General features: G+C 55.5%; 18 protein-coding genes and 1 pseudogene. 15 read left to right on the top strand and 4 right to left on the bottom strand.

Annotated features, from left to right (window positions below; genetic code table 11):
• Positions 1-149 precede the first annotated feature (149 nt).
• The 5 genes from GZH47_RS12170 (at position 150) to GZH47_RS12150 (ending at position 5,065) form a co-directional block, all read left to right on the top strand.
• On the top strand, positions 150-1,352 hold the full coding sequence (locus GZH47_RS12170) for a D-alanine--D-alanine ligase (protein WP_162640331.1): 1,203 nt from the start codon (positions 150-152) through the stop codon (positions 1,350-1,352).
• A gap of 971 nt (positions 1,353-2,323) precedes the next feature.
• Positions 2,324-2,644: a hypothetical protein gene (locus GZH47_RS12165; RefSeq protein ID WP_162640330.1), complete on the top strand. Its 321-nt coding sequence runs from the start codon at positions 2,324-2,326 to the stop codon at positions 2,642-2,644.
• Positions 2,641-3,642, top strand: coding sequence for a UV DNA damage repair endonuclease UvsE (gene uvsE / locus GZH47_RS12160; RefSeq protein ID WP_162640329.1), 1,002 nt, complete (start codon positions 2,641-2,643; stop codon positions 3,640-3,642). Before GZH47_RS12165 ends, uvsE begins: the two co-directional genes overlap by 4 nt.
• Positions 3,643-3,808: 166 nt before the next feature.
• Positions 3,809-4,579 carry an enoyl-ACP reductase FabI gene (gene fabI, locus GZH47_RS12155; protein WP_162640328.1) on the top strand — a complete coding sequence of 257 codons (771 nt, stop codon included), beginning with the start codon at positions 3,809-3,811 and terminating at the stop codon, positions 4,577-4,579.
• Positions 4,580-4,918: 339 nt separating this feature from the next.
• Positions 4,919-5,065: an anti-repressor SinI family protein gene (locus GZH47_RS12150; protein ID WP_162640327.1), complete on the top strand. Its 147-nt coding sequence runs from the start codon at positions 4,919-4,921 to the stop codon at positions 5,063-5,065.
• 9 nt (positions 5,066-5,074) lie between these two features.
• Here GZH47_RS12150 and GZH47_RS12145 read toward each other — a convergent pair whose 3' ends face one another.
• Positions 5,075-5,419, bottom strand: coding sequence for a helix-turn-helix domain-containing protein (locus GZH47_RS12145; RefSeq protein WP_162640326.1), 345 nt, complete (start codon positions 5,417-5,419; stop codon positions 5,075-5,077).
• Positions 5,420-5,897: 478 nt separating this feature from the next.
• On the opposite strand from GZH47_RS12145, the gene GZH47_RS12140 reads away from it, so the two are divergent.
• From GZH47_RS12140 to GZH47_RS12115, 6 genes are all read left to right on the top strand, one after another.
• Positions 5,898-7,070, top strand: coding sequence for a hypothetical protein (locus GZH47_RS12140; RefSeq protein WP_162640325.1), 1,173 nt, complete (start codon positions 5,898-5,900; stop codon positions 7,068-7,070).
• Positions 7,067-7,654: a signal peptidase I SipW gene (gene sipW / locus GZH47_RS12135; RefSeq protein ID WP_162640324.1), complete on the top strand. Its 588-nt coding sequence runs from the start codon at positions 7,067-7,069 to the stop codon at positions 7,652-7,654. The genes GZH47_RS12140 and sipW overlap by 4 nt, the downstream gene beginning before the upstream one ends.
• Before the next feature lie 81 nt (positions 7,655-7,735).
• Positions 7,736-8,353 carry a TasA family protein gene (locus tag GZH47_RS12130; RefSeq protein WP_162640323.1) on the top strand — a complete coding sequence of 206 codons (618 nt, stop codon included), beginning with the start codon at positions 7,736-7,738 and terminating at the stop codon, positions 8,351-8,353.
• A 242-nt stretch (positions 8,354-8,595) separates the two neighbouring features.
• Positions 8,596-9,450: an inositol monophosphatase family protein gene (locus GZH47_RS12125; RefSeq protein ID WP_162640322.1), complete on the top strand. Its 855-nt coding sequence runs from the start codon at positions 8,596-8,598 to the stop codon at positions 9,448-9,450.
• 99 nt (positions 9,451-9,549) lie between these two features.
• Positions 9,550-9,960, top strand: a complete 411-nt coding sequence (locus GZH47_RS12120) for a GntR family transcriptional regulator (RefSeq protein WP_162640321.1) — start codon at positions 9,550-9,552, stop codon at positions 9,958-9,960.
• A complete protein-coding gene (locus GZH47_RS12115; protein WP_162640320.1) occupies positions 9,957-10,670 on the top strand; it encodes a DUF5808 domain-containing protein in 714 nt (237 codons plus the stop codon). Before GZH47_RS12120 ends, GZH47_RS12115 begins: the two co-directional genes overlap by 4 nt.
• 245 nt (positions 10,671-10,915) lie before the next feature.
• Here the strand turns inward: GZH47_RS12115 and GZH47_RS12110 are convergent, their stop codons facing one another.
• Together GZH47_RS12110 and GZH47_RS12105 are read right to left on the bottom strand one after the other, a co-directional pair.
• On the bottom strand, positions 10,916-12,241 hold the full coding sequence (locus GZH47_RS12110) for a glutamate-1-semialdehyde 2,1-aminomutase (protein WP_162640319.1): 1,326 nt from the start codon (positions 12,239-12,241) through the stop codon (positions 10,916-10,918).
• Positions 12,242-12,402: 161 nt separating this feature from the next.
• A complete protein-coding gene (locus GZH47_RS12105) occupies positions 12,403-13,497 on the bottom strand; it encodes an LCP family protein (RefSeq protein ID WP_162640318.1) in 1,095 nt (364 codons plus the stop codon).
• A gap of 253 nt (positions 13,498-13,750) precedes the next feature.
• Here GZH47_RS12105 and GZH47_RS12100 point away from each other — a divergent pair.
• From GZH47_RS12100 to bcp, 4 genes and pseudogenes are all read left to right on the top strand, one after another.
• A pseudogene (locus tag GZH47_RS12100) lies at positions 13,751-14,785 on the top strand (ABC transporter ATP-binding protein); the annotation flags it as partial.
• A gap of 290 nt (positions 14,786-15,075) precedes the next feature.
• A complete protein-coding gene (locus GZH47_RS12095; protein WP_162640317.1) occupies positions 15,076-15,870 on the top strand; it encodes an ABC transporter permease in 795 nt (264 codons plus the stop codon).
• A 6-nt stretch (positions 15,871-15,876) separates the two neighbouring features.
• Positions 15,877-16,668, top strand: coding sequence for an ABC transporter permease (locus tag GZH47_RS12090; protein WP_162640316.1), 792 nt, complete (start codon positions 15,877-15,879; stop codon positions 16,666-16,668).
• 29 nt (positions 16,669-16,697) lie between these two features.
• Positions 16,698-17,177: a thioredoxin-dependent thiol peroxidase gene (bcp, locus tag GZH47_RS12085; protein WP_162640315.1), complete on the top strand. Its 480-nt coding sequence runs from the start codon at positions 16,698-16,700 to the stop codon at positions 17,175-17,177.
• Positions 17,178-17,442: 265 nt separating this feature from the next.
• Here the strand turns inward: bcp and GZH47_RS12080 are convergent, their stop codons facing one another.
• A complete protein-coding gene (locus GZH47_RS12080) occupies positions 17,443-18,309 on the bottom strand; it encodes a phosphotransferase (protein ID WP_162640314.1) in 867 nt (288 codons plus the stop codon).
• Positions 18,310-18,397 lie beyond the last annotated feature (88 nt).

Below are 18,397 nucleotides of genomic sequence, written 5' to 3'. Positions count from 1 at the left end.
TTTATTCATCGACTTGTATTTCTCGGGGATGAAACGCGCCGCGCCGCCAGAAGGACGGCGACAGCCGTTTCATCTTGAGTGCGCTTCAAGCCCAGTGGAATGACAACCCGCCTGTGTGGGAAATTTATACGTAACCGGAGGATTGAATCATGGGGGAGAAAGTGCGCGTAGGGCTGGTTTACGGAGGGCGCTCCGGCGAGCATGAAGTTTCGCTGCAAACGGCCTTGGCGGTCATGAAAGCATTTGATTACGGCAAATACGAAATCCAACCTTTCTATATTTCGAAATCGGGCGAATGGCGCTCGGGGGAAACCCTGCTCGCGGCGCCATCGGATTTGGCCGCGCTGCGGCTTGGCGGCGGCGATGCCATCGTCGGCACGGATGCGCTCATGCCGGTATTCAGCGGCAGCGGTTTGGAGCCGGAAGCGGCTGCCGACGCGACGATTTCGGCGGTTCCGGCCGAAGTGAAGATCTCTTCCGTCACGTCGGCCGTGAACAGCGTGGCGAACGCAGCCGGTGAAGGCGGCGCCCTTGACGTCGTGTTCCCATTGCTGCACGGTACGTTCGGCGAAGACGGCACCATCCAAGGATTGTTCGAAATGGCGAACATTCCGTACGTTGGAGCGGGCGTGCTAGCTTCCGCGGTCGGCATGGATAAGATCACGATGAAGAAAGTGTTCGCTCAAGACGGCCTGCCGCAGTGCATTTACAGGTATTTCAACCGGACGCAGTGGGAGAAGGATGAGTCCTACTACATCATGGAAATCGAGACTGCTCTCGGCTATCCATGCTTTATCAAACCGGCGAACCTGGGTTCTAGCGTAGGTATTTCGAAGGCGCGCAACCGCGAGGAACTGATTGCAGCCGTAGAATACGCGTTGCGCTTCGACCGCAAGGTCATCGTCGAGGAGTTCGTGGACGCGCGCGAGATCGAGGTTAGCGTGCTCGGCAACGACGAGCCGCGGGCTTCCGTGGTCGGGGAGATCACATCCTCGAGCGAGTTCTATGATTACAAAGCGAAGTATGTCGATGGCAAATCGATGATGCATATCCCGGCGAATATCCCGGCAGAAGTATCGGAGTCCGTACGGGAGATGGCGATCCGCGCATTCCAGGCGATCGACGGCTCGGGATTGTCGCGCGTCGATTTCTTCCTGCGCAAGGAAGACGGCCAGCTGTTCATCAACGAAGTGAATACGATGCCGGGCTTCACGCCGTACAGCATGTATCCGCTGATGTGGAAAGAAAGCGGCGTGCCGTATACGGAGCTGTTGGATACGCTGATCGCGCTGGCGATCTCGCGCCATGCCGAGAAGCAGCGCATCGATTACAGCGGAGGAGGTCCGGCTTAGCATTAAGCCGGATTTTTTCTGCTCTTTGGTGGACGGGGCTGTGGGACTGACGGGTGAGGTGAGCTGGCGGGGCTGGTGGCCGGGTGAGCTGGCGGGGCAGGCGGTCTGGTGGGCCGGGTGTAGCGACGGAGCTGGTAGGCCGAGGGAACTGGTGAGGCTGGTGGCTTGGTGGAGCGACAGGGCTGGTAGGCCGGGTGAACTGGTGAGGCTGATGGAGCGACAGGGCTGGTGGCCGTGTGAACTGGCGGGCTGGTGGCCTGGTGGGCCGGGTGTAGCGATGGCGTTGGTAGGCCGAGGTGAGCTGGTGAGGCTGGTGGCTTGGTGGAGCGACAGGGCTGGTGGCCGTGTGAACTGGCGGGCTGGTGGCCGCGCGTGTGTATTTCGCAATATCTTCACCGGGTTCCACGGTTGCGTGGGGCTGCACTAATTGCGCTAACGAATCGTACGAGCCTTAAACGGGCAAAATGAACGTTCGAAACGGGATAAGGAATCGTAGAAGCCTTATTTCGATTAAAACGGACTATTTAGTGGGTTAATTAGCCGAATAGCGATGCTGAGGTTCGTTACGTTGCAGAAGGCCAGCAATACGGGCAAATAGCGTTATTTGGGTTCGTTAGCGCTGCTTACTTGCCGGGTTCCCGGCTGCGAGGCTCCGCTCCGCAAAATTTAAGCTTATGCTTACGAAGCAGTTTTGCTTACTTGCCAGATTCCCGGCTGCGAGGCTCCGCTCCACAAAACGTAAGCTTATGCTTACGAAGCAGTTTTGCTTACTTGCCGGATTCCCGGCTGCGAGGCTCCGCCCCGCAAAACTTAAGCTTATGCTTACGAAGCAGTTTTGCTTACTTGCCGGATTCCCGGCTGCGAGGCTCCGCTCCACAAAACGTAAGCTTATGCTTACGAAGCAGTTTTGCTTACTTGCCGGATTCCCGGCTGCGAGGCTCCGCCCGCAAAACTTTTAGGAGGTCATACATATGGGATTTCAATCGGAGTTTAATTCGGTCTGCAAATTCAAGTCCAAGCAGGAGTTGTACGAGCTCTTGGAGTATGGCCGCGGCAAAATGGTCAAAAGCGGCTTCCGCGTTTACCCGACCGGCCAGAAGGTGATCGCCTACACGCCGGACAACGAAGCGATCGCCATCGTGCGCATTCTCGTGTCCATCGCCGAAATCAATTTTCAAGGCGAAGAAGTGACGCAGGTCGAGATGGAGCTCGTCCGCAAGCTGACGGAGGAAGAAGCGCGCGTGCAAACGGCGCTGGCGTATGAAATGTTCTTCGGAGACCAACAAGCATGATTGTCCGCTTCGGGTTCGTTGCGATGAGCGTGCTGCTGGAGAAGACGTCCCCGTCCCGGACGATGACGTATGCGACGTTCTCCAAGCTGGATGACCGGGAAGCGGCATTGCGCCGTCTGGAGCGGATTGCGGAGGAGAATCTGCGGACGACGCTGCGAATCATGAAGCACTGCGTCGGTCACGACGTCTACGTGTACCGCATGACATCCAAACTGATTCCGCTTGCGACGCATGACGCGCTGAAGGACTGGAACCCCTACCCGGCGCTCGAAGAAGCGTTCGCGGATGTCGGTCGGTATGCCAAAGAGAAAGGCATGCGGCTGTCGTTTCATCCCGATCATTTCTGCGTGTTCAGCACGCCGCGGCCCGAAGTGCTGGCCAAATCGGCCGAAGATTTAAATTACCATGTCACGATGCTGGAGCATATGGGACTGGACCCGATGACCAAATGCAATATTCATGTCGGCGGCGCCTACGGGGACAAGCCCACCTCCTTGGAACGGTTCATTGCCCAGTTCGGCGCGCTGCCGGACAGGCTTCGGAATCGCATTACGCTGGAGAACGATGACAAGACGTTCACCGTGCGCGAAACGCTTGCGGCGGCCGAGGCCGTCGGTACGCCGATGGTGCTCGATATCCACCATCACGCGGTCAATGACGGCGGCGAGAGCGAAGCGGCGCTGCATGACGAGCTGTGGCCGCGCATAGTACGCACGTGGAATGGACCGGACGGGCAGCCGCTGCCTCTCGCGCCGAAGCTGCATGTATCGAGCCCGAAGAGCGAGCGGGACCCGCGCGGTCATGCCGACAACGTCGAGGCCGGACCGCTGCTGCGCTTCCTGCGCGGCGTTAACGGCTCGATTCCGCAGCTCGACGTCATGATCGAGGCGAAGCAGAAGGATGCCGCGCTGTTGCAGCTGATGGCAGACATGCGGCAGCTGCAGGCGGATGGCGAGGCCATTCGCGTCATCGACGGCGGCAGCATCGAGATCTACTAATATCAAACGGATATCGCACAGAGGCGCAAAAGAGGCTTGCAATGAGGCTTGATCTTTTGCGCCTCTTACGTTATTTTTGGTAAAGGAAGCGCTATCATTTCAGCCTTTACACCCTGGTCCTACTTCCGAATTGGCATCACCACTATACGGAGAGGATTGTGATTCAATGAACGGATTATTGGCAGGGAAGAATATGCTCGTCATGGGCGTAGCGAACGACCGCAGCATCGCGTGGGCCATCGCGCAGTCGCTGGCGGCGCAAGGTGCACGATTGGCGTTCACGTATGAGAACGAGCGCGTAGAGGAGCGGGTGCGCAAGCTGGCGGATACGATTTCCGGGTCCATCTTGCTGCCGTGCAATGTAACGGTGGATGAAGAGATCGAAGGTCTTGCCGATCAAATCCGGGAGAGCTTCGGCGTCCTTCACGGCCTCGTACATAGTATCGCTTTCGCGAAGACCGAAGAGCTGGAAGGCATGTTCGTCGATACGTCGCGTGCCGGCTTCGCGCTTGCGCACGACATCAGCGCTTATTCGCTGACGGCTGTCGCGCAGCGGTTGTATCCGCTCATGACGGAGGGCGGCAGCATCATGACGATGACCTACCTCGGCGCGGAGCGCGCGCTGCGCAATTACAACGTCATGGGCGTGGCCAAAGCGGCGCTGGAAGCGTCCGTACGTTATCTCGCCGCCGATCTCGGCCCGCACGGTATCCGCGTCAACGCGGTCTCCGCCGGACCGATCCGGACGCTGGCTGCCAAGGGCATCAAAGATTTCAACTCGATTCTGCGCCAGGTCGAGGAGAAATCCCCGCTCCGCAAAACGACGGATGCCTCCGAAGTCGGCGACACGGCGATGTTCCTGCTGAGCCATCTCGCGCGCGGCATTACGGGCGAAGTGATTTACTGCGATAACGGATATAATATCGTCGGGGTATAAGCGGATTTACAGGAATTCATAGACGTTTCATAGGCGATTTTCGGTTCGGGCTGCTTGCGGCTTGAATGCGGAAATCGCTTTTTTTGATCCGGAGATGGGACAAGAAATCGCAAATGATTCTGAAATTCGACAATTCTATCTTTGGAACTATGATCGATGATGCTGGGAGCGCAGTTTATGGAGGGAAAGAAAAAAATTTGCGGACAGGCAGAGTTCGACAACCTTTTTAAGTTACACATTGTATCATTGAGACAAGTGAAGTTGATAGAATAGTGCAATGGTCCTGCATCAAGCAGCAGGGAGGGAAATGACTTGATAGACAGGGAGGGAGAGAGGGTTATGTTCACTTCCGCGAAGGACGAGGCCGCCAAACGAGAATGGATTACCTTGCTGCTTCAAGCTAAGGAGCTCGGATTGACGGTGGAAGAGATACGCTCGTTTATCGAAGCTTCCAATAATGTAAGCGATTACAGGCGACAAGCCTAGCATGAACTACTACTCCGCGGTTTCGTTGTTCTTCTTCCATTTCTGAAACTCCAAAAACTCTTTGAACTGCGTCTTGCTAATGCCGGAGGACATCGCTTCCTTGAGCAGCAGCTGCCAATCCGGATCAAGCAACTGTTCGTCGGCATTCAAGTTGCCATATAAGAGAGAATGGATGGTCACGTCCAGCGCGGAGGCAACCTTCTCGAGAAATTGTATGGAGGGATTGGACTGCAGTCCGCGTTCGACATTGCTGATATAGGATTTCGCCACCTCGGCCCGGTCGGCAAGCTCGGATAGAGACATTCCTTTGTTCATTCGCAATTGATGGATTTGCTTTCCGATATCCTCGATCATGCTCATACATCCTTTGTTTCATAGAGTTTAGCAAACCCTGCATCCCTGCAGGAGTGGGACCTTGGTGCTTATCCACATATTAAGGGGTGCTTATGGATTTGTAAAGTTGCGTGTCATGTTATTGTAAGCCGGCCCGAGAGGTCGGTTTTTTTGCGTCTGAACAGAAGGACTGACTCTCGGTATTGTTTATGGATAAAAAATTGAATGTTCTTTATAAAGAACAATAAGTAGAGGATTCTGGAGATAACGTAAGAAAAGCGCTGTATAATTGTGCATAAACTACATATTTTGTTCTTAATCAAGAATAATCGAGCGAATTTCCGGCTTTTCATTTTCAGGAAGTTCAGGTTATATTTAAAGCGCAAAACGTTCTCAATAAAGAACGAGCGTAAACATCCTAAAGAACAACCTTGTCGATACTGGGGGGCTCGTCTTGCTGAGATCGCAGAGAATGAAACAGAAACGGAAGGCTCGCAGGTTGAAAACGACACTTTATATTATCAACGGCGTTATGGTGCTGATGTTGGTGTTTATTTTGACATCAAGCCGGGCGGGGCTGACCTACGGCGCATTCACCTCGACTTCGGAAGCGACGTCAAGCATTGGCATCTGTCCCGTCTTTCCGCAAGATATTGAAGCGCTGCTAGGCCAGTGGAACGATCATATCCGTCAAGGAAACGCTGCATATGCTTCGATAGCCGGAAGCGCGGCTCCGGATGCCAGCTCACCGAGTACGACTAATCTTGAGGCGAGTTCGGACGAGCAGCTGCAAGAGCTGAAGACTTCGTATCTTAACCGGCTAGCAGGCATTCCGGATGAGCTGCAATCGATTGCTTCCCTTAAAGCCGTGAATGAACATTCATTGCAGACCGTGCAGGAAGAGCTGGGCGCGGCAGGAGCCGTCTTGGGGCAGCTGGAGAATGATGTGAACACTGTAGACGCAAATTGCCTGCGGGTGAATGATACGTCCCTACTGGCGAAATTCGGAAGTGCGACTGATAACGATCTTACGGGCTCGCCGGCTCTGCATCAACGGGCCGAACAAGTATATGAAGCGCTTGCTTCCGATCAATCCGGAACTGTGTCACGGCCGGGGGAACAACCTCAGAGTAATGATGGACTGGTCGCAGATAGCTTCGTAACGCTATATGACGGGAAACAAGCCGCGTTGGACAATGCCTCGGGAGCTCTGTCGCAGCTGCAAAGCAACCTGCAAGCACGTGTAGCCGGAATTGATGAGCTGTTGGCATCAAGGGCCGAAGCTGCCGAGCAAGCGAAGGCTGCGGCGGAACAATCGGCGGACGAAGAGAATTCAAGCGCAGAGCGGCCTGACGCTGGTAACGAACAGCATGCAGAAGCGGACAACGCTGCGGAACCGAGCACGGTGACGCAAGACCAGCAATCGGCTCCGCAGAATAATCAGCCGCAAGACGAGCCGCAAGGCCAGCCTGATATGGCGCAGGACAATAAAACGGGTCAAGGAAAGGCGCCAGATGCAGGCCAAGGCGCAGAACAAGACCCGCCGCCGGATCCGCAACAAGAATCGTCAGAAGTCAAAAGTTCCAATGATTTGCTGCAAATGTCATCGTCCGGTCCTTCAAGAACCGGACAGGCTCAAAATTCAGATGAATCAGGCGGTGTATCGCAATGAAACTCAAGAAAATCGTCAGCCATTTCGTAACCGGCGTACTGATCGTACTGTTTCTGATCGTGGCCTTGTCCACGGTCATGTCCAAGGCATCCGGGGGCGCTCCCGAGCTGCTCGGTTACCAAATTAAAATCGTATTATCTGGCTCCATGGAGCCGGGAATTAAAACGGGTTCAATCGTAGCGATCAAGCCGGGCGGAGATATGAATCGCTTCGCGAAAGGCGACGTCATTACGTTCAAAAATAGCGAAGACATGATTGTTACGCACCGTATCTTCGATGTGGCCGAGCAGGACGGACAGAAGCTTTATACAACCAAAGGCGATAACAACCAAACGCCGGATACGACCCCGATTCCTTCTTCCCGCATTATAGGCAAGTATACCGGGTTCACGATCCCTTACGTGGGCTACGGCATGAACTTCGCCGATTCGAAGAAAGGCAGCTTGCTTCTGCTGCTAGTACCGGGCTTGTTGCTGCTGATCTACTCCGTCGTCACGACATGGAAGGCGATTTCGGAGCTGGAGCAGAAGAAGAGTCAACCGGCGGCTCCGGCGGCGCCATCGAACCCAGACGCATTGTCCTAGTGATTGTTCTCCTTGCGCCTATCGTAGGGATGCAATATATATTACAACCTCGTAAGAGGATATCCGGGGAGGAAATGAAAAATGAGCATTAAAGTGAAATTGGGTCTTGGATTGGCTACTGCAGCACTTGGCTTGTCGTTGATTGGCGGAGGAACGTTCGCTTACTTTAGTGATACTGCCGTAAAAACAGGTACGTTTGCTGCCGGTAATGTTGACTTGAACGTAGGAACGAGCCAAACGGAGACGATCAGCTTCGCTAATCTTGCTCCTGGGGATCATATGACAAAAACCTTTAAACTCAACAATGACGGATCTCTCGATATCGGTAAGATTTACCTGTCGACAAAATACACCGTTCAAGATAACGGCATTGCCAATAGTGAGGATCTAGGCAAATACATTAAAGTAGAATTCTTGAGAAACATCGACAAGTCGGATCAGGTCGTAGAAAGCATGACGCTTTACGATTTGCTAACCAGAACTCCGGACGCAGCGGAAAATACGCAGTTTGATATTATCCAGTGGCTGGCAGGTCATGAGGAAGCCGCAGGACTTAAATCCCACACGTCAGATAGCTTGATCGTCAGATTCACGTTCGAAGACAACGGTCAAAACCAAGATCAGTTCCAAAACGATGCGTTGAATCTGCAATGGTCGTTCGAAGCGAGAACGACCGGCGTAGCGCCGAAAGAGCTGTAATCCATTCTTTTCACTAAAACTGGCTGATGTCGCCTTAATGGCGATGCAGCCGGTTTTTTTATGGCTGATTTGTGCATGCATCTGGAAAATGATAAACTTTGAAGGCGGTGTGTAAGCGCTGCGATTACGGGGCAAATGAATGGTTTTACTTCAGGGCAGCCCATTTCGACGAAACTTTGACTGTCTGGCTCCGTATAGTAGTAAAGCAATGATGAATTCATAGGAAAGTAGTGTGATATACCGTGAACGATGGGAATGATATCCCTGTGATCGGGGGCAAAAGCTTCACCGCCGTTGCGATTAATTGCGCAGCCAAGGCCGGTGAATGGATTAAGACTAAGCTTGGCAATCATACAAGCCTATCGATAAAGCATTCCGCTCAGGATTTGGTGACGGAAGTGGATAAAGGCGCGGAGACGATGATCCGCAATCTGGTAGGGACGCATTTCCCTCATCACTCGTTTCTTGGGGAGGAAGGCGTAGAACCGGGGCCGGAGGCTTCTACGAAAGCGCTGCAAAGCGTGCAGGACGCGGAATACTTATGGATCGTGGACCCTGTTGACGGAACGACGAACTTCGTGCACGGGTTTCCTTATTTCTCGGTATCCATCGCGCTCGCGTACCGCGGCGAAGTCATCGTCGGGGTCGTATACGACCCGATGAGAGACGAGCTGTTCGTGGCGGAGAAAGGCAAAGGCGCTTACGTGCGCGGCCGGCGCATGGCCGTCTCCGGCGAGACGACGCTGCGAGAAAGCCTGCTGGCGACCGGCTTCCCCGCCGACCCGCACTACGCGCAGCCGCTCAATATGAAGCAGCTGCAGGCGATTGCTCCGCAAGTGCGCAATATTCGCTCTGCCGGCTCTGCCGCGCTGCACATGGCCTACGTTGCCTCGGGACGGCTAAGCGGCTTCTGGGAGATCGGCCTCAATTCTTGGGACTTGGCGGCAGGCGCCTTGCTCGTGAAGGAGTCGGGCGGCACCGTTACGGATGTGCAAGGTAATGATTATCATCTCGGCGTTCGTCATGTCGTGGCATCCAATGGCCGCATGCATGACGAATTCGTAACAGCCCTTCAACGGGCAGAGGCCGGCAACTGACGAAGAACGTCTCTTATTCCGTCCGCATATGACGGGAGAAGAGGCGTTCTTTTGCATAGAATAGCGTAAGACGCTATTTGGGATGGGGAGGCTGGCGGGATGTTCATCGAGCTTGACGTGCAGGGCGATGTGCCGCTTCACGAGCAGATCGCGCAGCAAATTATCGCGGGTATCGCTTCGGGGACGCTGAAGCCTGGAAAGACGCTGCCGTCGGCCAAGCGGCTGGCATCGGATCTGCGCATCAAGTCGCAGACGGTGCACAAAGCTTACCGAAGCCTGCTGGAGGATGGCTTTCTGGTGGAACGTTATGACGGCAGGCTGGGCATGCTCGTGCCGCCGAAGGAGGAAATGCCGAAGCTGACGGAGCGGTTCATGGAGCGCATGCATGACCGGCTGCGCGCGCTGGCGGCGGAAGGCAGGGCCAGAGGGATGACGGAGGCGGAATTCAGCAGGGCCTGCGTCGCGATTTACCGCAGTGATTTATCGAGGATGGGAGATTCATTGGAATGAAGGACATACCGAATAACCGGAGAGGCACGCTCTCTCTGCATTGGTATTGGCTGCAAGGGCTGCTGATCGCAGGCTCCGTACTGATGGCGGCGCTGCTGTGGAAGGACATTCCGCCGACGCTGACAACGCATTACAACCTCCATTTCGAGCCCGACGGTTTCGGAGATAAAAGCTGGGGAACCGTGTTCCTGCTCAATATCGTGCAGCTTTGCCTGCTCGTTACGATTCTGGGCACGAACGCGGTCATTGCCCAGACGGCCAGCGCCCAAGCGTTGGACAAGGGGGCGAGCGAGGCAAAGCAGCACAAGTTCAGGTTCGTGAACAGCGTATTTCTATACGGCTTGTCGCTGCTGCTGACCGCGTTCTTCAGCTACATTCAGGCAACGATGCTCTACGGGTGGCCGAACGAGGCACTTGCGGCCGTGACGGTGGTCATGATGGTGCTCGTCGTCGGCGGGATCGTCGGACTCGTCGTGACGGTAAGACGGCTTGGCCTGAAAGGGCAAAGCGCCGGCGGAGACGGAGATGGCGCGCATTGGCTGGCCGGAGGCGGATTGTATTACAACCCGAAAGATCCGGCCGTCTTCGTACCGAAGAAATACGGCATCGGATGGACGGTCAATTTCGGTCGCCCGATGGGGTGGATCGTCGTCATCACGCTGATTCTCATTCCGTTCGCGATCGTGACGCTCGTCGCGGTCATGCTTTAAATAAATAAACGCGAAAACGCCTAGCCTCGGAGAAGGCCGACAGCCGTAGCGAGTACGGTTGGCCGGCCGGCTGAAGAAGCGTCTTGCACCGGTTTATGCGGTGTGGGAAGCACTTCTGCCGCTCAGTCTCAGTGAGGATAGGCGTTCTTGTTGTTGACAGGGGAATGGGCGACTCGCGATCGTGACGCGCGATGGCTCGTGCAGGGCAAGCTTGTCATCGTTGCAATGGCTTGCTTGTTATTTTCTTATTGCTGGCTGGTCATCGCCGCAAAAGCGCGCTCGGCCGCAGCGATCGTGGCGGCGATGTCTTCGTCGGAATGGGCCGTGGTCAGGAACCAAGCCTCGTATTTGGAAGGCGCCAGGCAAATGCCCTGATCCAGCATCAAGCGGAAAAACTGCGCGAAGCGCTCGCCGTCGGTATCCTGCGCCTCGTCGTAGTTCGTGACGGGATGGCTGCAGAAATGCGCGGAGAACGAGCCGCGGATGCGGTTGATCGTCAGCGGAATGCCGTGCTTGTCCGCCGAGGCCTGCAGCGCATCCGCAAGCGCCGCTGCCTGCGCATCCATGCGGTCGTACACGCCTGGCTGCTGCAGTACCTCCAGGCAGGCGATGCCTGCCGAAATGGAGGCCGGGTTGCCGGCCATCGTGCCCGCCTGATAGGCCGGGCCGAGCGGCGCGACCTGCTCCATCACGGCCTTGCGGCCGCCGTAGGCGCCGATCGGCAGTCCGCCGCCGATAATCTTGCCGAGCGCCGTCAGATCCGGCTCGATGGCGGCGTGGTCCGGGAACGCGGCATACGTTTGCGCGCTGCCGTAATGGAACCGGAAAGCGCTGATGACTTCGTCATAGATGACAAGCGCGCCTGCTTCGCGGGTCATCCGGCAGAGCCCTTCTAGGAAGCCGGGCTCCGGCATAACCATGCCGAAGTTGCCGACGATAGGCTCGACCATGACGGCTGCGACATCGCTGCCGAATGCGTCCAGCGCCGCGCGCAGGCCGTTCAAATCGTTGAACGGCACGGTAATGACCTCGCTTGCGATGCTGACGGGCACGCCGGCGCTGTCGGGAATGCCGAGCGTGGACGGTCCGGAGCCGGCGGCGACGAGTACGAGATCGGAATGTCCGTGGTAGCAGCCGGCGAATTTAATGATTTTGCTCCGCTTCGTGTAAGCGCGGGCGACGCGGATCGTCGTCATGACGGCTTCCGTGCCGGAGTTGACGAACCGGACTTTATCCATCGAAGGAATGGCTTCCTTCAGCATGCGGGCGAGCGTAATCTCCAGCTCCGTCGGCGTGCCGTAGAGCGTGCCGTTCGCAGCCGCCGTCGTGATCGCTTCCGTGATATGAGGATGCGCATGGCCCGTAATGATGGGACCGTACGCGCATAAGTAATCGATGTAACGGTTGTCGTCGACGTCCCAGAAATGCGCTCCCTGGGCGCGCTTCATGAAGACGGGCGCTCCGCCGCCTACGGCCTTGAAGGAACGCGAAGGGCTGTTGACGCCTCCGACGATATGTTGAAGCGCTTCGGCATAGAGTGCCTCCGAGCGCGGGCGATGCGTGGTGGACATGGATGGTGCCTCCTTAGTGTCGGTTGAGTCTCAGCATATGCATGCATCTCTTACATGAATCCCAGAAAGAAAATCGCAATTCTTATTGTACCTCTGAGGCACGGGCCAACACAACAGAAGAGGGAGCGGCCGAATCCGTCGGCACGCTCCCTCTTCCAATCTTATTGCCCAGATCCATTGGCAGTGTTGCCGCTGCCCGTACTGGTCGTATTCGTGTTCGATCCCGTACCGTTGCTTTGAACGGAGGAATCGGTCGAAGTCGTAATGGTCGTATCCTTCGTCAGTTCATCCTGTACGTATTGCTTTACCTTATCCTCGTCGGAAATGGCAAGCACGGAGGCTCCGCCGACTTTCTCGCCGCTAATCAAGTCCATCGGTGGCACTTGAGCCTGGCCTGCGATATGGCTCTTCACGCCAAGCTGGGCAAGATCGATCATATCGGAGACGTCGATATTCGTTTTCACGTAGCCATCGACGCTGTCTACGATCTTCTTCATCTTGAGCAGGCTCCAGCCGCTCTTCATCTTGTCGGCTACGGCGCCGAGCAGCTTGCGCTGGCGTTCCGTGCGGGTAAAGTCGCTCATCGCGTCATGACGGAAGCGTACGTACTGCAGCGCCTTGGTACCGTCGAGATCCTGAACGCCTTTCTTCAGATGGATATCGTACCGGTTGCCGTCCGCGTTGTCGACGTAGTTCATGTCTTTCTCAACGTCGAAATTCTGAATGCCGCCGATCGCATCGATCACGGATTTGAATCCTTCAAAGTCGGTATACACATAATATTGAATATCAAGTCCGAGCACTTCGCCGATCGTTTGCATCGCAAGATCCGCGCCGCCTACGGCGAAAGCCGTATTGATGCGGTCATGGCCGTGATCCTGAATGTCCACGTACGTATCGCGGAGCACGGAGAACAGGTGGATATCCTTCTTAACCGGATCGATCGAGACGACCATCATGGAATCGGAGCGGGCTTTCTCGTTATCCTTCAAGCCGCGGTTGTCGCCGCCCATGATCAGAATGTTGACCCGTTCCTTGCCTTCCCATTCAGACGGCTTCTGAGCGGTGGTAACCTCATAATCGGTGAATTTAGGATCGTTCGTCGGTTCGCTTAATTTCTTGAGTCCATTAATGGATCCGTAGGCCTCGTATACAAAATACCCGACGACCGCCAAAATCACGACGGATACGCTTAACAGCGCCCATCTCCAGGGTCTTTTCCGTTTGGGTTGTTTAGGTTGCTTCGCGCGAGCCATTTGCTTGTAGTTCCTCCTTGTAATAGGTCCGAACGGACGAGGAGAAGACCCGCTTCGGAACAGATGAAATATACGTTCTACTAGATTGCTATAGAGATGAGGGCAAATTGACCTAACGTTAACAAACAGTATAGCATTACATATCATAAAATTATAAAATGGATTGTCGTAGAGAATCAAGTTTTATCTGATAGAAACGAATAGGCCGGATATTTCCTAGGAAATGTCGAAATGAAGGGAGCCGGAACGCAAAATGCTGGCGATTGACGTAAGGGATTTACGGAAACAATTCCAGGTACAGAAGAACCGCGAAGGTCTCGGGGGCGCGCTGAAGGATCTGTTCAAACGAGAGTACAACGAGATCACGGCGGTCAAAGATATCAGCTTTCAAATTCCGCAAGGCGAGATTTGCGGCTACATAGGCGAGAACGGAGCGGGCAAATCGACGACGATCAAAATGCTGACGGGCATCCTCGTCCCTACCTCGGGACACCTGATGGTAAATGGCTTCGTGCCTTATAAAGAAAGGGAAAAGTTCGTGCGCGGCATCGGCGTCGTGTTCGGTCAGCGCAGTCAATTATGGTGGGATATCGGCGTAATCGAATCGTTCCAGCTGCTGCGCAAAGTATATCGGGTGCCGGAACCGGAGTATCGCCAGCGCCTAGATGAATTGGTGGAACGTCTACAGCTTGGGGAATTGCTCAATCGTCCCGTTCGGAAGCTGAGCCTCGGTCAACGGATGCGCTGCGAGCTCGTCGCTTCGCTGCTGCACAATCCGTCGATCCTGTTTCTGGATGAGCCGACCATCGGCCTCGACATCGTCGTGAAGACGGAAATCCGCGAATTCTTAAAAAAAATTAATCGAGAACAAGGGACCACGATCTTGCTGACGACCCATGATTTGCAAGATATCGAGGCGTTGTGCTCGCGCGTGATCATGCTTGACGATGGCCGGATTATCTATGACGGCGGATTGGACGAGCTGAAATCCCGCTGGAGCAAAGGCCGCGAGCTGCAATTCCAGTTCGGCGATCAGCCGTCGCTCGATGCGCTTAGAAGCCTGACGGACGGTTTGAGCGGCGTGGAATGGAGCATCGACAACGAGCTGACCGCGACGATGTGGCTGCCGCATGCCGTGAACGTATCGGACGCGCTGGCGCGCGTCGTCGGCGGAAGCTCGGATATCCGCGACATCAAGATCATGGAGACGAACACGGATGAGATCGTCCGCGAAATCTATTCGTCGGGCTCGGCCTCGAACGAAGCGGCGGCGAAGCTCAGCCAAGGCGCGGCAGGAGAGCCGGCAGAAGGTGTATCCGCTTCGGCCGTTCCGGCTAGCGCCGACTTCGCAACGGTGACGGCAACAACGGCGCACCCGCAAGAAGCAACCGCAACCGTGACGGCAACAACGGCGCCGGAAGCCGTTGCCGGAACCGCAAACGCCCGCTCGGCAGGTTCGTCGGCGGCAACCGCGGCTTCCGCGGCGCAACCGGCGACCGGTTCGCCTGCCGGCCAAACGGCCGCCGACTCGCCGGTTCCCGTCGGCGCAGCCGCTTCCTCCGATAAGGAGACGAAGTCATGAACAGCGCTTACCTGGATTTGATCCGCATCCGTTTTCTGATGATGCTGGCGTATCGCGTCAACTACTACAGCGGCATCGTCATCTACACGATCAACATCGGCGCGTACTATTTTCTGTGGGAAGCGATCTACGGGGAGCAGAAGGTGCTGGCCGGCTTTACGCTCGCGCAGATGACGACATACGTCGCGGTCTCGTGGATGGCGAGAGCCTTTTACTTCAATAACCTCGACCGCGAAATCGCAAACGAAATCCGCGACGGCAGCGTTGCGGTGCAGTTTATCCGCCCGTACAACTACTTGTTCGTCAAGCTGATGCAAGGGTTCGGAGAAGGGTTGTTCCGGCTTTTCTTGTTCATGGGGCCGGGCTTGGCGCTCGTCTGTCTGATTTTCCCCGTGAAGCTGCCGTCCGACCTCGGGATTTGGGCGATCTACCTCGTCATGCTGTTGTTCAGTTTTCTTATTAATACGCAAATCAACATGCTTGTAGGCTTATTTGCTTTCTTCGTCGAAAACAACGAGGGCATGCTGCGCATGAAGCGGGTGCTCGTCGACTTGTTCTCGGGCGTCATCGTGCCGATCTCGTTCTTCCCGGGCTGGCTGGCCGTAACGATGAAGTGGCTGCCTTTTCAAGCGATTACGTTTCTGCCAAGCTCCGTCTTCACCGGCAGGATAACGGGATCCGAGGTTGCGCGCGTATTCGGCATTCAAGTCGTCTGGTTCGTCGTCCTGATCATTCCGATTGCATGGGTATGGCGTCAGGCGCGGACCCGTTTGTTCGTGCAGGGAGGTTGAGGAAGCATGTTCTATTGGTCGCTCGCCGCAGAGTATATGAAGAATTACGTCAAAACCAAGCTCACCTACCGGGCGGATTTCTGGATCGAAGTGCTGTCGGACTTGTTGTTCCAAGCCGTCAATCTCATCTTCATCCTCATCGTGTTCCGGCATACGCCGACGCTCGGCGGCTGGACCGAAGCCGAAGTGGTGTTCGTGTATGGCTATTTCATGGTGCCATCCGGTATCTTCGGCGCCTTGTTCAACATTTGGAATTTCAGCGAGCGGTACATCGTCAAGGGGGAAATGGACCGCGTGCTGACGCGCCCGGCTCATAATTTATATCAGGTGCTGCTCGAAAATCTCGATCCGCCGTCCTTGTTCGGCTCGTTCATCGGCCTGATCATCATGATCGTGAGCTGGGGCGATCTGGGGCTGACATTCCATCTGATGGATATCATCATGCTGGCCGTGTTTACGATCGGTTCGGTTATGATCTATGCAGGAATATTCACGTCGCTTACGGCGATTTCGTTCTATTCCGACGCGCCGACGGGCATCCTGCCGCTGATGTACAATATTTCGAACTACGGCCGTTACCCGGTCAACATTTATAACAAAATCATCCGCTTCTTCCTGACGTGGCTGCTGCCGTTCGCCTTTGTCGGCGTCATTCCGGCTTCGTATTTCTTGGGGCGCAACGAGACGGGGTTGTCTGATTTGGCGCCATACACGCCGCTTATGGGAGTTATCGTGCTCGGCATCGGGCTGTTCATCTGGAATCATGGGGTGAAACGATATCGGGGCGCAGGGTCGTAAACAAGGTTTAAGAGAGGGGAAATGGGATAATGGCAGCAATCAAAGCGAAAGCGGCCGTGGGGAAAAAGGCGCCGGACTTCGCGCTTCCGGCCATGGGCGGACGAGAGGTGCGCTTGAGCGATTATATCGGCCATAAGGTGGTCATCTTCTTCTATCCGAAGGACATGACGCCGGCCTGCACGCAGCAATCCTGCGACTTCCGCGACGCGTATGCGGAGTTCGGGAAGCAGAACACGGTCGTCATCGGCATCAGCAACGATCCGGCGGAGAGGCACGAGAAATTCGCGGCCAAGTACGAGCTGCCCTTCGAGCTGCTGGCGGATACGGAGCACAAAGTATGCGAGCTGTACGGCGTCTGGCAGTTGAAGAAGCTGTACGGCCGCGAATATATGGGGCTCGTGCGCTCGACTTTTCTCATTGACGAGAAGGGCAAGCTGGTGCGCGAATGGCGCAACCTCCGCGTGAAAGGCCATGCGGAGGAAGTGCTGGCCGCCGTTAGCGCGCAGTAGGTGCTGGTAAGCGGACTGGGGGCAGTGTACTGGGTGCAGGTCATGGCTGGAGATCGCCAGGTTTCCTCCCATTCGCGCGCGAGTGGGGGAGGCACTGGAAAAAGGTGCCGACGCCGCCCGACAGGGACCCGCGCTGTCTGTGTTGGTTTACCAAGCTCCGCAAAAACAAACCGAGGAACCTCCTGAAGATGGCGATATCGCCGTCTGCCGGGGGCCTCGGTTTTTTGCTGCCCATTGCTGCATTCCTTCTCGCTGCTATTTAAGGCTAGCTCCCTAACGCTCTAGCCTCGCCGCCTTGCTGCAATTGCCTCCATTCGCTCCACGCCTCCTGATAGCGGCTAATGTCCTCAGAATGGTACGTCAGGCAGGTCGCCATCCGGAAGTACATGGCCATCAGCATGTCTTCGATCAACGCTTGCTCGTGCATCGGGGGGAGACCGGCGCGCTCAACCGCTTGAAGCAGAATCGGAAGATGCAAATCATCCGGAGACGAGCAAAAGGCATACAGCAAATCGTACAAGGGCCGCCCGATCTTCGGAAACGGATCGATGATCCCCGCGAGCTGCCCATCTCGAAACAAGAAGTTGTGCACGCCGAAATCGCCATGCAGAATATAAAGGTTTTCCCGCAGAAGCCTAGTGCTTCTGCGCGATTGGATAGCTCGAACAAGCTCATGATCCGCCGGGCTCAGGTGATCGCCAATGACGGTACGGGAATAAATCAGATCTCCGTCGATGCGCTCGGGAGCTTCCACCCATTCGAATTCATCCGCATGTTCCGAATGAATGTAGTGGCGAATAATACGGTCGGACAGCTCCGGCATAAGTTGTGATTTTGTCTTGCGATCGTAGTCGGTGTCGCCGGCGATAAAATCGTAAAGATAAAAGCGATACTGCGGATCGACGTAGCGGATGACGGGGAACAGCGGGATCCCCTGATACATGCCGTAGAACCGAGTCTCGGCGGCAATGATCTCGGGTTCATTGGCTTTGAAGACGAACAGACGCGGCGTGTCCGAAGTGCCGAGTGCCCAAACGGTGCTATTGCTCCCGCCCCTTAGTTTGCTCCATTGGTCCACTGCCATCGGCAGCACCCGAGCGGCAATAATCTCGTGCATCAGTTCCTCTACCATACCGGAAGCCCTCGATTCTCAATGAATATAGCAGATGCGGAAACGGCTGAGGAGCCTGCTCGCTCTCCCTTTAAGCGGTCCGTAGTCA

This window comes from Paenibacillus rhizovicinus, assembly GCF_010365285.1.
GTDB classification, from domain to species: domain Bacteria; phylum Bacillota; class Bacilli; order Paenibacillales; family Paenibacillaceae; genus Paenibacillus_Z; species Paenibacillus_Z rhizovicinus.
This window is presented reverse-complemented; position numbering and strand designations above follow the sequence as displayed.

Coding starts and splice junctions, on each gene's coding strand:
- GZH47_RS12170 (WP_162640331.1), top strand. CDS start 150: ATGGGGGAGAAAGTGCGCGTAGGGCTGGTTTACGGAGGGCGCTCCGGC.
- GZH47_RS12105 (WP_162640318.1), bottom strand. CDS start 13,497: ATGGCTCGCGCGAAGCAACCTAAACAACCCAAACGGAAAAGACCCTGG.
- GZH47_RS12115 (WP_162640320.1), top strand. CDS start 9,957: ATGAAGGACATACCGAATAACCGGAGAGGCACGCTCTCTCTGCATTGG.
- GZH47_RS12145 (WP_162640326.1), bottom strand. CDS start 5,419: ATGATCGAGGATATCGGAAAGCAAATCCATCAATTGCGAATGAACAAA.
- fabI (WP_162640328.1), top strand. CDS start 3,809: ATGAACGGATTATTGGCAGGGAAGAATATGCTCGTCATGGGCGTAGCG.
- GZH47_RS12080 (WP_162640314.1), bottom strand. CDS start 18,309: ATGGTAGAGGAACTGATGCACGAGATTATTGCCGCTCGGGTGCTGCCG.
- sipW (WP_162640324.1), top strand. CDS start 7,067: ATGAAACTCAAGAAAATCGTCAGCCATTTCGTAACCGGCGTACTGATC.
- GZH47_RS12110 (WP_162640319.1), bottom strand. CDS start 12,241: ATGTCCACCACGCATCGCCCGCGCTCGGAGGCACTCTATGCCGAAGCG.
- GZH47_RS12095 (WP_162640317.1), top strand. CDS start 15,076: ATGAACAGCGCTTACCTGGATTTGATCCGCATCCGTTTTCTGATGATG.
- GZH47_RS12165 (WP_162640330.1), top strand. CDS start 2,324: ATGGGATTTCAATCGGAGTTTAATTCGGTCTGCAAATTCAAGTCCAAG.
- GZH47_RS12090 (WP_162640316.1), top strand. CDS start 15,877: ATGTTCTATTGGTCGCTCGCCGCAGAGTATATGAAGAATTACGTCAAA.
- GZH47_RS12150 (WP_162640327.1), top strand. CDS start 4,919: ATGTTCACTTCCGCGAAGGACGAGGCCGCCAAACGAGAATGGATTACC.
- uvsE (WP_162640329.1), top strand. CDS start 2,641: ATGATTGTCCGCTTCGGGTTCGTTGCGATGAGCGTGCTGCTGGAGAAG.
- GZH47_RS12130 (WP_162640323.1), top strand. CDS start 7,736: ATGAGCATTAAAGTGAAATTGGGTCTTGGATTGGCTACTGCAGCACTT.
- GZH47_RS12120 (WP_162640321.1), top strand. CDS start 9,550: ATGTTCATCGAGCTTGACGTGCAGGGCGATGTGCCGCTTCACGAGCAG.
- bcp (WP_162640315.1), top strand. CDS start 16,698: ATGGCAGCAATCAAAGCGAAAGCGGCCGTGGGGAAAAAGGCGCCGGAC.